A 13,287-nucleotide genomic window follows, 5' to 3' on the forward strand; every position below is an offset into this window, starting at 1 on the left:
CATCTATATTAGCCCTTAACAGCACCTATCATAATGCCTGATACAAAGTACTTCTGGAGCCACGGATACACCAGCAGAATCGGGATCGTGCCAAAAATAATGGCTGCCGCCTTCAACGCTTCCGACGGCAAATTGACAACGGCGTTCTCCCCAACGAAATCCTGTGAAATATTGATCACGTTATATAGCTTAAGCTGAATCGGATAATACCTCTCGTTTGTGATATAGAACAGCGCATCCTGAAAATAATTCCATCGGAAGACGGCGTACAGCAAACTCATTGTGGCAAGTGCCGGCTTGGAAAGAGGCAAGACAATCTTAAGCAGAATCTGGAGGTCGTTGCATCCGTCCAGATGGGCAGCTTCTTCCAGACTATCAGGCAAACTCTGAAAGAACGATTTCATAATAATCATGTAATACACGCTCATCAGCCCGGGAAGAACCAGTGCCCATGGTGTGTTTAATAAGTCCAAATTCTTTACGTTCAGATAGTCCGGAATCAAGCCACCACTAAAATACATGGTAAAAAGCATCATAAGGAGAAAAAAGTCTCTGCCCCGTAGTCTCTTCTTCGTCAGGGGATAGGCGGCCAAGATGGTAGTGAACAGTGCAAGGAGCACAAACCCAACCGTCAGAATGACGGAGTAGAATAAGGAGTACAACATACCGGCATCTGTAAAAACTACTTTATAAGCTTCAATATTGAAATCTATGGGATATATAGTAACGGATTGGGAGATAATTGCCCTGTTGGAACTTAGAGACTGTGATAAAATATAGAGAAACGGTACCAGGCATAGAAAAACTGCAATTAAAATAACGAATGCAATGATATAGTCAGCAATTCTAAATTTTCGCTTTAGCAGCATAATCACCGTCTCCTTACCAAATTCCGTCTTCGCCTAGCTTGCGACTAATGAAATTGGAGCTTAACAGGAATATCATACAAATGACAGACTGGAACAAGCCGACAGCCGTACCCAGCGAAAAGTCCGCGGATTGAATGCCTACTCGATAAACATAAGTGCTGATTACATCACCGAAGTCCATAACTAGGTTATTTTGGATGTTGAAGGGACGATCAAAGTTAATCGCCATGATATTACCAAGCTGAAGAATCAATAGAATAACAATGGTTGATCGTATACCCGGCAACGTTATATGCCATATTTTCCTTAGCCTTCCTGCACCATCCGCTTCTGCTGCTTCATATAATTGATGGTCGATCCCCGTCATCGCTGCCAGATAAAGTATGGTTCCCCACCCGGCATTCTGCCAAACACCGACAAATACATAAGTAACAACCCAAACATATTTATCTGTAAGGAATGGATAGGTTTGACCTCCCATATCGACAATCAAGGAGTTTAGCATACCTGTGGGAGAAAACAATTGTGCAACAATTCCGCCGATAATGACCCAAGACAGGAAATGCGGTAGATATAAGATCGTCTGGCTCGCCCTTTTAAACCTTGTCCATATCAGTTCATTGAGCAAAATAGCCAAAATGATCGGCGCCGGAAATCCCACGATCAGATCCAAGCCGTTCAGGACCATCGTGTTTCTTACCACCTGAAAGAACTGTTTCGAAGAAAAAATTTGCTTGAAGGTTTCATATTGATTCCAAGGACTACTGTTGATCCCCTCAAAAATGTTGTAATTCTTAAAAGCGATCTGTATGCCATACATGGGGGCATATTTAAAAGTCAAAATATAAGCAACAGGAATAACCAACATCAAATAAAGAAGATAATCACGTTTTATGTAGTAAGAGAACCCTTTTTTCACCTCTGCAGCCTCCATTGAAAATGACCTACGGACGTATCCGACCATACGAGTCGATTTATTGCCGGTAATGATAACTTGCTGTACACTTAGAAATAAAAAGGATGTGAATCCGGTGTCTTCCAATCTCATTACGACATACCCTTACCACTTATTCCTTCATTATGCGTATCGTCGCAAAAGCACCGGGACAGATTGGTACAAAGGAACCTTCCATGCGCATCAAGGATTAGAAATCCTCATCATCCATGAAGGCAAAGGAAAGTTCATCGTCAATCAAAAAACCTACGATGTGACTCCTGGCATGCTTTGCGTTTTTCAACCCTATCAATTGCATCATATTCAGATGGAGATGACTGAAAAGACCCCTTTCGTCCGCTCAATCATTCAATTTGAACCGTTGCTGTATAATGCATATTTCGAGAAATGGCCGAGTTTGTTTGCATTCTATAAAGGACTTTTGACTAGTAATCTCCCGACTCCTTGCCTATACAATCTTGATGAAGCAGATCAATTCCATTCCGTATTTCAAATCTGGGAGAATCGAAAACAGACGAGTGTAGATGAGTTTTCGTTGTTTCTTGTCTCTTTTTTCTATCAACTTAAGTCGGTGTGGGAGCGCTATCAACATCAAGTTGAGATAAGTGCCATCCGGACTCCCAGTCAAGTCGAACGCATTCTCGAATGGTTGGAAGCTCGATATACTGAACCATTGAGTTTAAATAAAATAGCTACCGAATTACATCTCTCCCCTTACCACATCTCCCATCGGTTTAAGGAGTGGGTAGGAATGACCTTATCTGACTATTTGAATGAGCGTCGTTTGCAGGAAGCGGTTAAACTCTTGACTACGACCAATCACACGGTCGCTCAGATCGGCGAAACAATTGGACTAGAAAACTGTTCCTACTTCTGTAAGATTTTCAAAAAGAAATTTGGTGTTTCGCCGCACCAATACCGAAAAAAATGGAAATATTTGTTTTAATGGAATCGGAATCAATGACTATGCTATTTTTTACTGTTATAATTTATTGATACATTAATAATTGAACACGCTTACATATGTTGCCTTACAGTTCTATTTCTGTCTGATTTTTTTAGGAAACACCGGTGTTCGCATGATCTTATCTCCTCATTTCATCAGGTTTTAAGCCAATGTTATGCTTTATCTAATCCTATCACAGGCTACATGGATAAAAGTGACGGGGCATTGCGCCAGAATATAACTATATTGCGAGAACGAGGAGTATAAGCCCATATTGAATAAAACCTTTAATTAGCACAAATAAAATGTATTGTACACATTTTGTCCATCTCCCCGCTTCGCTATAATAGGGCTATTATTACTAACGATACTTGGGGGAGGCACCAAATGATACGTGTTGCCATCATTGGAACCGGGAACATTTCTGCGGCTCATATCACTTCTTATCTTGCTTTTCCGGAACGGTGTAGAATCGTAGCTCTGGTCGATATCTATCCCGAGAAGGCGAGAGCCAAAGCGGAGCAGTATGAACTAGAAGCAGAAGTATTCGATTCGCACAAGCTACTGCTGGGTTCACCTGATATCGATCTGGTCAGCGTCTGTACCCCACCGTTCAGCCATGCCGATATTACCGAGGATTTCCTGAATGACGGCAAGCATGTCATTGTCGAGAAGCCCATGGCCTCGTCGCTGGAAGAATGCGATCGCATGATCACTGCCGCCGAAAGAAGCGGTAAGGTATTATCCGTTATTGCTCAGAACCGGTTCCTCGATCCGATTATGAACCTGAAGCGTGTCTTAGACAGCGGCAGGATTGGCAGGGTGCTCCATGCTCAGGTCGATTCCTACTGGTGGAGGGGACATTGCTACTACGACCTCTGGTGGCGGGGATTATGGTCCAAGGAAGGTGGCGGCTGCACCCTGAACCATGCTGTCCATCATATCGACATGCTCGGCTGGATGATGGGTTTGCCCACCAAGGTTACAGCTATATTGAGCAACGCCGCCCATGATAATGCGGAGGTGGAGGATATCTCCATAGCTGCCCTGCAATATGACAGGGGCTCGGTTGCCCAAGTGACCAGCTCCGTGCTCCACCATGGCGAGGAGCAGCAGCTGATCTTCCAAGGGGAGAAGGCGCGTATTTCCGCCCCGTGGAAGGTGCATGCTTCCACCTCTCTAGCGAATGGATTCCCGCAACGCAATGAAGAATTGGAAGCCGAGCTTAACCACTACTACAGCCAACTGCCCAAGATGAGCCATACCGGTCACCAGGGACAGCTCGATGACGTAATGACGGCCATTGAAACCGCCACGGCCCCTCTCATAACCGGTCAAAGCGGACGTATGACGATCGAGCTGATCACGGCAATTTACAAGGCGGGCTTCCAACAGAAAACCGTGGATCTGCCCATAGCTCATGAAGATCCATATTACACCGTACAAGGAATCATGGAAAACGCCCCTCATTTCTACGAAAAAACAAATTCCGTCGTCAACCTGGGCAATGATCAGGACATTAGTCTGGGCGGCACCTTCGTTTGACAAACAAATAACAGTGGGCGTTGCCCATATTATGGACTCGCCCACTGTTTTTACACATCACCCTTATTCAGATATGACTTAGGACTAATTCCCATCAGACGTTTAAAGGTGCTGCTGAAGTAATAGATGTCCTTGAAGCCTGTTTTCGCCGCTACCTCCCCCACATTATACTCCCCCGACTCCAGCAGGGAAGCTGCCTTGTTAATGCGCACTTGGTTAATGAAATAGGAGATGGTTCGTTTTTCCACCCTTTTGAACAAAGCTCCGCAATAGACGGGATTGATATTGGCCACCCTTGCTAGAGACTTGACGGTCAGCTCCTCTTCGTAATGCTCAACGATATACCGCTTTATCACCCCCACGTGCACATTGGTTTCGTGCTTCGCTCTCTCATACAGAAGCTTGTGTAGGGCTAGGATTAGTAAGGCTTGACATTTCATATGGTGGCCTTCATTTTTCTGAAGCCACTCGTAATTCATTTCCTTGAAGATCCACTGAAAGTCAGCCAGCTCATGGCAAGGAGTCACAACAGGCAGATCAATCGTTTCATTTTCCGGAAGCACAAAATCTATGGCAACACAAGCCATGCCCGAGGTTCTGGCACTGCGAGTGCTTTGGGGCTTTAGACACAGAATGTCTCCTTGCTGTAATTGAAGGGGGATCCCATCGATGATATAGTCTGCACTTCCCTCCAAGACAAAAACAAGGTCGTAATAATGAATTATATGGTTATCGATCCTCCAGTTTGGATCACATTCCTTCTTGACGAAGTATATAACTTGAGGGTGAATGAGATGATTCATAGTCTATTCTCCTTGACTAAGATGTCAGCATTCCTTCCCCCATTATTCTAACACCTACAGCATATTCGTGTCAGAAAAACTCTTCTGAACCAACCTCAGAAAGCCCTGCTCAAAAGGTCAATACGTTGTTCAATTTCTGCGACAATTGGCTCCACAACGCTCCTCCGATACTCACTTCTTCACCTTATAAAACTCATGATACAGCTTCATCAGCGCCCTCTTTTCGATCCGCGACACGTAGCTCCGGCTGATGCCCAACTCCTTCGCAATCTCCCGCTGCGTCCTCTCATCTCCGCCGGTGTCGAGGCCGAACCGACCGCGGATGACCTCCTGCTCTCGCTCATCCAGGATATCCAGGTGCGCATAGATCTTCGATTTCTCTATCTTCATCTGCACTGTCTCGGCGACATCGTCCGCCTCCGTGCCCAGGATATCGATAAGCGTGATCTCATTCCCCTCTTTGTCCGTTCCGATGGGGTCGTGCAGCGAGACGTCCTTCTTGGTCTTCTTGAGCGACCGCAGGTGCATCAAGATTTCGTTTTCAATACACCGCGCCGCGAAGGTCGCCAGCTTGGTGCCCTTGTCGGGGGAATAGGACTCGATTGCCTTAATGAGGCCGATGGTCCCGATACTAATCAGATCCTCCAGGTCCTCGCCGGTGTTATCGAATTTCTTGACGATATGCGCGACGAGCCGGAGGTTATGCTCGATCAGGAGATTGCGCGAATTCATGTCCCCTGCTGCCATTAGCTTCAGATGCTTCGATTCATCCTCTTCCGCCAGAGGCTGTGGGAAGGCGTTGTTCTTTACATACGAAACCAACAGCATCAATTCTTTAATGAACAAAGCAATAGCCGCAAAGAATCCAGGCACAGTCTGTCACCCCTTAGAAGAGATTAGTAACAGTTTATGTGGGCATTTACCCATCTGTGCCTGTACGCCCAAAAACAATCCTCTATATTCGCTTCGATTCGGCCGCCAACCTTGCCAAAATGCTCTAGCTAAGGTGCTTTGCCTGACACCTACTGTTCCCGAGGCCAGTTACAAAATCGCATACAGCTTAATCATCTTGTGTCTTGAAGAACGTTTCACTGGTAACCCCTGCCAAAATTCTTCTTTGCTACTCGAGAAGCAACTTCACTTCAACGGATTCCAACCATTCGGAAACTCGTTTACGATTCTGCTCTTCAACAAACCCGTAATACCGTTCTAATTGCTCGCTATTGGAAGATAACGCATCCTTGAATCTTCGGAATATCCTCTTGCCACCGCTCAAAATGGATACTAATTGGGTTTGCAATGTCTTATCTTCTATCGTTGCAGCAAAATCCATCATATCCGCGTATCCTACATCCGACACCCGCTCAGGGATCCGAAAGTAAATTTTATGAAAGCCTTCCTAAATAATCTCGCTTAACTCCTCGTCTTCTTCATCCCTATCAAACGTTCGCAACGTAACAACTTCGCCGGTTTCAATATTCAAGAAGGACTCTATTCCTTCAACGTACATGTCGTAGACATCCACGATCTCCTGAAGCTGCTGCTTGGTCAATTTCAATTCTTTCATAGCTTTGCCTCCAACTGCTGTCACTTTTCTCGCTTCGTCACGTTCCTGCGCCTCATATTCCTCCCACGTGATTCCATACGGGAAGCCGCCATCCGTATATCCGACGATATAATAGAAATTCTCGTCTTGCTCCAACATCTCCGCGTACTCCGATTTACGATCGGTTCGCTTCTTTTTCTTCCTGCCGCGCACAAAACCCATCACCTAAATCCAACGTATTTGGGCATGCAGTTCGGCCAAATTGTCATGAAACCCCCAGCCGATCCCTTCTGTTTTCGAAACGACGGCTTCGAGGCGCTCCTCAAATTCATCAAACATCTCGGTAGTTTCATCATCATTCACTTGATCGATAATATCGGCATACATGGACGCCAACCTGTAGTAAAAGCGTTCATCGATATCCCCGTAACTAAGGGTGAAGTCAACTCCATTCTCGACGTAGATCAGTTTCAGTTCCAGACTGTAACGGACACTTTCGGTTAATCGCTCAAATTCAGATATGGCTTTTTTCGCCTCTTGAAGTCTTAGCTTCCCATGGCCCCGTTCAGGGAAAAACTCTTGCTCCACCTTCTTGCGATACTCTTGAAACATGGATTCTACCGCTTCATCCCCTAGAATTCTTACGGCAAGAAATCTCTCCATATCTTTGCTGACGCCATAACAAGCCTTGACCAAATCGATAAGCTGGTCATGGCTTAACTGCTTCAGATGCTTATTCAGAACGGATTTCGTAAGCTTCACGGGCTTTCTTCCATCAGGACGCTTAATCAGTGCCTTGGGGATCAGCTTGTCCTTCTGCCGCTGAAGCTCCTGATTCAATTCTTCGCAGGAGAAATATTCGGGATTATACTCTTCACGAACCCAGCCTAAAGAATGATCCCGCTCCGGATGATTGGGTGTAAGCAAGACCTCCATGAGATGCTGATGCCCCCAGACACCTCCCACATCTTCTTGCGGGCAGCTGCGTGCTCCATCCAGACACAGGGGAGCCGGATCTAACGTTGATGAGTCGATTTTGATCAACGTAACCGTGTGCCGCCAATCGTCGCCAAAATCATAGACATACGTTAAAACAGTATGTTCTTCTTGAACATGCTTCTTAACGGTTTCCCTCCGTGCGTTCAACACCTCGCGGTCTTCCATATGCTCGAATGTCGGATCAGGCAGCCCGATCACTTGTCCATTCACATGAAATTCGTACAAATGACGATTTTCCCACCCCATGACCTCTTGAACAATCTTATGAAGCTGATGAAACGTCACGTCCGGATGAAATTGAAACTCCCTCCAAATCTTTGGGGCAATCTCATTCAGTTCGATTCTGCATCTATAAATCATGATCTTCTGTTCTCCTTTTGAGTATTCCGAGTATATAAACAAACCCATTGTATCCCGCGGGGGAATTACAATGGGTTGGCTATTGAGAGATTCATTCCCATTCTTCATCACGCATCCTTTTGATTTCATCAGTCAAATGCGCCGCTTGTTCCGGAGTTAAAATAGCCGATTCAAGGATATCGTCAATACTGCAATCGTCCTCTGAAATTTGTTGATTCGGCTTATTCGGCAGGGGCATAGCCAACTGTTCTCCTCCCATTATATAATCCGAGCCATCATGTTCATTTCTCTCCGGGAAACAAAACAGCGACAATCCACACTTCATTCTCCTGCTGTTCAAAGTAAATCCTAAATCTCTTCACAACGATACGCGACAATCCAACATAAGTCCCGCTTTCCTCTGTATAAGATTGAGCTATCATGGGATTGGCGAGTACAGCCTCTGCTTCAAGAATGAATTGGGATAGAAAATCATACGTTTCCTCGGGGGAAAATCGTTCGCTACGAAACTGGGAAAGCTTATATCTTACTGCCGGAGGCCATAAAACTACGCGGTTCATGATCGAAAGTCCTCTGGAGATAAAGATTTCAGTAAGTCCGATGTGCTCATAGCCTTGCCAAACTTGAATTCCTTTCTGCTTTGTTCAATCATAGCCTTCAATTCCGGATTAGCCTCAACATCAGCTTGAATGGACCGCTGCTCCTCCTCTTGCAAGACGAGAGTGAACTTACCTTTTCCTGGAATTTGAAATTGGTACACAGAGTTGTCGCGGCTCATATTCGATATGTTCTCCATCAACTCTTCCGGTGAATTGACCTTTTCCATTCGATGTCACCCCTTGTCATAAGCTTTTCCGCTCTTTAATCACCAGTATAACATACACCACCCCGAACCCAGAAGCAGAAAAGCCGGCCCTACCGGACCGGCTTATCCCCCCATATGGCTCGTCCACCCTCACCTTACAAACCGCCCGCTGCACACAAACCGCGCCGTTTCCTGACATCGCTCCGTGTTCACAACGTGTTGACAATATGCGCGACGAGCCGGAGATTATGCTCAATCAGGAGATTGCGCGAATTCATGTCCCCTGCTGCCATAAGCTTCAGATGCTTGGCTTCTTCCACTTTCGCAAGTGGTTGGGGAAATGCGTTGTTCTTTATATATGAGACCAGAAGAGACAATTCTTTAATGAACAGTGCAATCGCCGCAAAGAATCCAGGCACTTCTGTCACCTCCACGAAGTTTTCGAAGCAAGGATGTTTACCGCCCTACTTCAAGGGTTCGTTACAGTGTATGTAGGCCGCAGCCCAGAAGTGCCTGTACAGGGGAATATCAACCGATCTTTTAGTTAATCCGTTTACTCATGAATTTTGCCATAAAATTGGAGTGAATTAGTAAAACAAAAACTAACGTAGCTGCAATCGTTATAATAGAAAGGATTAGGAAAACCAGCCGGATTCCAAGGAGATCACTCAAATACCCCCCGACAATCCCACTGAATACCGGGGCTATTCCGGTAACGGACAACGTAATCATCGATTGTCCAACGGACTTCAGTTCTTGAGGCGATTCCTGCTCCAGATACTTTGTCAGGGAATAGGAAAATACTATAAATATTGCGCCATGTAGGATCTGAAGAGCTAAATTGATATACAGATCATTGACAAAATAGAATGAAAACCATCGTACAGCAGTTATCACTGCTGCTCCTGTAAGAGCATTGGTCGTCCCAATCCGGTCCAGTATTTTGTCCGCGAATAAGAGAAAAGGGATTTCACAAATCGATGCAAGGAATAACGCATAGCCTAATAACATATTATCCGCACCAAGTTGAACATAGTAGATAGGGAAGAACATTGAGTAGTGTAGAAGCTGTTCGTTAATCAGAGTTTGCACATTCAGCGCTAATGAGCCTTCATGAATCATGACAATTTTTTACAAAAGGAAAACACTAGAATAACGGTTCCCAGATTGACCCATCATTGGAAACATACATCGGATAAAATGAAAACACCCACGCCTATAACGTGAGTGTTTATTGTTGACTGCAACAACCTATCTTCTATCGATGCAGCAAGTCGAAAAGATGATCCTATATTCCCCACACGATAAACTAATCTTGTAAAGCCCACTATTACCGGCATCAAGTTTCCGATGCTGCTTCCTTCAGCTTCTTCCGGTATTGGGTGGGTGAGAGGCCTAGGATTCGCTTAAACATGCGGGAGAACAAGAGCGGATCCTTGTAGCCGACGCTTGAGGATATCTCGCTTATGGACAGCAGCGGATTACAGAGCAGCTCACAGGCTCTATTCATGCGATACTGCAAGGTATACTGCTGTGGCGTGACACCAACGGTCTCCTTGAAGATCTTGGACAAGTACTTGCGGTTAAGCTTCAGCTTGCGGGCCAGCTGTTCCATTGGCAGGTTATTCGCGTACTGCTGCCCGATGATTTCCATCGCCTGCTCCACATAATGTCCTCGAATATTCCCTGTCGCGTGGAGTGCGGGATCTGCTTGCAGGATGACGGATAAGAAAGAATAGAACGCACCCAGCAGTCTAAGCTCATTGTTCAGTCCATGCTCGGTTGCCTTGAACATTTCCATGAAGCAGTTCTCAATGAACTCGTTCTGATCCGTCTCAAAAACAGGCTGCTCCATAGACAGATGGGAGCGCTTGAGGTAATACTCCACCTGCAGGCCATTGAAGGCCACCCAGGAATAGGTCCAGGGATCCTCCTCATCCGCCCGGTAATAGGTAAGGATATCGGGTTTTATCAAGAAGCCCTGGCCGCCGCTTAGACAATAGGTATTGCCCCCTGTGCGCAATATCCCTTGGCCGCTGTGAATATAGTGAATCTTGTAATATTCACGAATCATGGGACCCACCGTATGTCCAGGAGCACATTGTTCCGTACCGCAATAATGCAGCTTGACATCCATATTCGTACTATGGGGGAATGTCTGAAATTCATAGTGTTGAATGGTCATGGCATGTCTCCTGTCCCCGAATACGGCATGGTTCTTATAAAGTGACATTATACCATGAACTGCTGTTATCCAGCTATGTAAGACAGGCGATTGCAACGTTATAATCAAGAAGTAAAATGGACTTTATGTATAGGATGGGGATGGTCGAATGGTGAATATAAATCCGTTTATCCGCAAGGTAAAGCTGTCGCTAGAAGCTCACCAGACCGGACAAGAAGGACGTTATCGGCGGAGACTAAGCGATCCGATGGTGCAAGATTTGTACGGTACGGCTGATGCCGTGAATATCTTATACACCTTAGGCGAGCTGCCGGAAGCCGGACAGGCTCGCACGGATTGGGTGGAATCGCTGCAGAGCTTTCAAGAGGAAGCCTCCGGCTTGTTCCCGGGAGCAGGACATCATGCGATTCATGGCACGGCCTTTGTCGTATCGGCGTTGGAGCTGTTGGATGCCAGGCCGCTATACCCGATCAAGGAGCTTCTTCATTTGAAGCAGCGTGATGAGCTGTTCGGCTTCATGGATGAGCTTGATTGGAAGGAACAGCCGTGGAGTGAATCTCAGAAGGGCGCGGGGATCTATGCAGCCCTTGTCCTTAGTGGCTCAGTGAATGCGGAATGGGAGGACTGGTACTTCCAATGGCTGTGGGAGCAAGCAGACCCTGAAACCGGTCTTTGGAGAAAGGGTGCGATTAAGGAAGACGCCGCCGGCATGAAGGGAGCGCCGCTTTTTCACCACTTGGCGGGATCGTTCCATTATCTATTCAATCAGGATTACCGGAAGAGAAGGATCCGTTATCCGGAGAAGCTGGTGGATACCTGTCTGAGCCTGTATGGAGAGGGTCAGCTTCCGTTCTCGACGGAGAGCTTCTCCTTCTATGAGTTGGATTGGCTGTACAGCTTCGTAAGTGTAATGAACCAAACGGAGCATCGGGCGAAGGAAAGTAAGGCCATGGTCAAGGAGATCGGCGAGCGGTTCCTTCGATTCATTGTACGAATGGCAGAAGGACCCGATGAGGAGGTCTACGAGGATCTGCATACCTTGTGCGGTGCCGTATGTGCGCTGGCGATTGTGCAGTCCGTTCTGCCGGAGCAGATCGAATCGGATAGACAGCTGCGGAAGGTATTGGATCGCAGGCCGTTTATTTGATTGTAGAGCCTGGGGTGATCGTAGAAACGCCGCAGGAAGACTATTATCCTAGAAGGTGGGACCCGATATGAAGTATACGTTTCTTGGAAGATCCGGGCTTAAGGTAAGCAGGCTGTGCCTGGGTACGATGAATTTTGGCGTGGATACGAATCAAGAGGAAGCATTCAAGATTATGGATGCGGCCTTGGACGCGGGAATCACCTTTTTTGATACGGCGGACATCTATGGATGGGGCCAGAACTCTGGCGCAACCGAAACGATTATTGGCAACTGGTTCGCACAGGGCGGCAATCGCCGGGAGCGTGTTGTACTGGCGACGAAGGTATATGAGAAGCTGCACAACCCGATGGATGGACCGAATGATGATCCGGGGTTGTCTCTCTATAAGATCCGCCGTCACTTGGAGAACTCCCTACGCCGGCTGCAAACCGATCATATCGAATTGTATCAGATGCATCATATCGACCGCCGCACCTCTTGGGAGGAACTGTGGGGAGCCTTCGAATCGGTCGTACATCAAGGGAAGGCGGATTATATCGGGTCCAGCAATTTTGCCGGATGGCATCTGGTGAAGGCTCAAGCCGCTGCTAAGGAGCGTCATTTCCTCGGACTGGTGAGTGAGCAGCACATCTACAATTTGGTGAATCGGAATGCTGAGCTGGAGGTGCTTCCGGCGGCTCAGGACCTGGGCTTAGGCGTTGTAGTCTGGAGTCCATTGGCTGGCGGACTGCTTGGCGGACGTGCCCTGCATGCCGACAAAGGAGCAAGAACGGGCAAGATGGCCGCCCAAATCGAGCGCTATCGTCCGAAGCTTGAAGCCTTCGCCTCGCTATGCCAAGAGCTGGAGGAGAAACCATCCAACGTAGCCCTGGCTTGGATGCTGGCGAACCCTGCCATTAGCGCCCCCATTATCGGTCCTAGGACGGTGGAGCAGCTTCAGGATACGCTGCGGGCTGTTGAGCTTGTACTGGATGCGGCTGTTCTTCAGGAGCTTGACCGGATATTCCCCGGACCTGGCGGAGCGGCACCTGAAGCATATGCATGGTAATGGCTTGATTACATAGTCGTACGACAAACAAGGAAGACCGGCAGCTTGTGCCGGTCTTCCCCTTTTGCCTAAATGCTTG

16 protein-coding genes and 1 pseudogene are annotated in these 13,287 nt (G+C 46.9%); 4 read left to right on the top strand and 13 right to left on the bottom strand.

What is annotated here, in order from left to right:
* Positions 1-8: 8 nt before the first annotated feature.
* Together ACSEXW_RS00890 and ACSEXW_RS00895 are read right to left on the bottom strand one after the other, a co-directional pair.
* Positions 9-869 carry a carbohydrate ABC transporter permease gene (locus ACSEXW_RS00890; RefSeq protein ID WP_438444197.1) on the bottom strand — a complete coding sequence of 287 codons (861 nt, stop codon included), beginning with the start codon at positions 867-869 and terminating at the stop codon, positions 9-11.
* Between the two features lie 13 nt (positions 870-882).
* Complete coding sequence (locus ACSEXW_RS00895; RefSeq protein WP_438444198.1) at positions 883-1,917, bottom strand: ABC transporter permease; 1,035 nt, start codon at positions 1,915-1,917, stop codon at positions 883-885.
* Here ACSEXW_RS00895 and ACSEXW_RS00900 point away from each other — a divergent pair.
* Together ACSEXW_RS00900 and ACSEXW_RS00905 are read left to right on the top strand one after the other, a co-directional pair.
* The gene (locus ACSEXW_RS00900) at positions 1,901-2,770 is read left to right on the top strand and encodes an AraC family transcriptional regulator (RefSeq protein WP_438444199.1); all 870 of its coding nucleotides are present in this window, start codon (positions 1,901-1,903) and stop codon (positions 2,768-2,770) included. The genes ACSEXW_RS00895 and ACSEXW_RS00900 overlap by 17 nt on opposite strands.
* Positions 2,771-3,157: 387 nt before the next feature.
* A complete protein-coding gene (locus ACSEXW_RS00905) occupies positions 3,158-4,315 on the top strand; it encodes a Gfo/Idh/MocA family protein (RefSeq protein WP_438444200.1) in 1,158 nt (385 codons plus the stop codon).
* A gap of 50 nt (positions 4,316-4,365) precedes the next feature.
* Here ACSEXW_RS00905 and ACSEXW_RS00910 read toward each other — a convergent pair whose 3' ends face one another.
* From ACSEXW_RS00910 to ACSEXW_RS00960, 11 genes and pseudogenes are all read right to left on the bottom strand, one after another.
* A complete protein-coding gene (locus ACSEXW_RS00910) occupies positions 4,366-5,118 on the bottom strand; it encodes a helix-turn-helix domain-containing protein (RefSeq protein WP_438444201.1) in 753 nt (250 codons plus the stop codon).
* 171 nt (positions 5,119-5,289) lie between these two features.
* Positions 5,290-5,991 carry an RNA polymerase sporulation sigma factor SigK gene (gene sigK, locus ACSEXW_RS00915; protein WP_438444202.1) on the bottom strand — a complete coding sequence of 234 codons (702 nt, stop codon included), beginning with the start codon at positions 5,989-5,991 and terminating at the stop codon, positions 5,290-5,292.
* 247 nt (positions 5,992-6,238) lie between these two features.
* On the bottom strand, positions 6,239-6,454 hold the full coding sequence (locus ACSEXW_RS00920; RefSeq protein ID WP_438444203.1) for a UPF0158 family protein: 216 nt from the start codon (positions 6,452-6,454) through the stop codon (positions 6,239-6,241).
* A gap of 63 nt (positions 6,455-6,517) precedes the next feature.
* Complete coding sequence (locus ACSEXW_RS00925; protein WP_438444204.1) at positions 6,518-6,877, bottom strand: hypothetical protein; 360 nt, start codon at positions 6,875-6,877, stop codon at positions 6,518-6,520.
* A gap of 12 nt (positions 6,878-6,889) precedes the next feature.
* On the bottom strand, positions 6,890-8,023 hold the full coding sequence (locus ACSEXW_RS00930) for a plasmid pRiA4b ORF-3 family protein (protein ID WP_438444205.1): 1,134 nt from the start codon (positions 8,021-8,023) through the stop codon (positions 6,890-6,892).
* Between the two features lie 91 nt (positions 8,024-8,114).
* On the bottom strand, positions 8,115-8,267 hold the full coding sequence (locus ACSEXW_RS00935) for a hypothetical protein (protein WP_438444206.1): 153 nt from the start codon (positions 8,265-8,267) through the stop codon (positions 8,115-8,117).
* Between the two features lie 37 nt (positions 8,268-8,304).
* Positions 8,305-8,583 (bottom strand): hypothetical protein, encoded by a 279-nt coding sequence (locus ACSEXW_RS00940; RefSeq protein WP_438444207.1) that lies wholly within the window; start codon positions 8,581-8,583, stop codon positions 8,305-8,307.
* The gene (locus ACSEXW_RS00945) at positions 8,580-8,849 is read right to left on the bottom strand and encodes a hypothetical protein (RefSeq protein WP_438444208.1); all 270 of its coding nucleotides are present in this window, start codon (positions 8,847-8,849) and stop codon (positions 8,580-8,582) included. Before ACSEXW_RS00945 ends, ACSEXW_RS00940 begins: the two co-directional genes overlap by 4 nt.
* Positions 8,850-9,049: 200 nt before the next feature.
* Positions 9,050-9,247: pseudogene (locus ACSEXW_RS00950) on the bottom strand (RNA polymerase subunit sigma-70); the annotation flags it as partial.
* Between the two features lie 121 nt (positions 9,248-9,368).
* Positions 9,369-9,950 (bottom strand): MFS transporter, encoded by a 582-nt coding sequence (locus ACSEXW_RS00955; RefSeq protein WP_438444209.1) that lies wholly within the window; start codon positions 9,948-9,950, stop codon positions 9,369-9,371.
* Positions 9,951-10,167: 217 nt separating this feature from the next.
* A complete protein-coding gene (locus ACSEXW_RS00960) occupies positions 10,168-11,013 on the bottom strand; it encodes an AraC family transcriptional regulator (RefSeq protein ID WP_438444210.1) in 846 nt (281 codons plus the stop codon).
* A gap of 148 nt (positions 11,014-11,161) precedes the next feature.
* Here ACSEXW_RS00960 and ACSEXW_RS00965 point away from each other — a divergent pair, with 148 nt between their 5' ends.
* Positions 11,162-12,160, top strand: a complete 999-nt coding sequence (locus ACSEXW_RS00965; protein ID WP_438444211.1) for a hypothetical protein — start codon at positions 11,162-11,164, stop codon at positions 12,158-12,160.
* Positions 12,161-12,227: 67 nt separating this feature from the next.
* Entirely contained in the window at positions 12,228-13,208 is a 981-nt protein-coding gene (locus ACSEXW_RS00970; protein ID WP_438444212.1) for an aldo/keto reductase, read from the top strand.
* Positions 13,209-13,287: the final 79 nt, after the last annotated feature.

The organism is Oryzibacillus soli (assembly GCF_051594765.1).
Classification (GTDB): domain Bacteria; phylum Bacillota; class Bacilli; order Paenibacillales; family NBRC-103111; genus Paenibacillus_AR.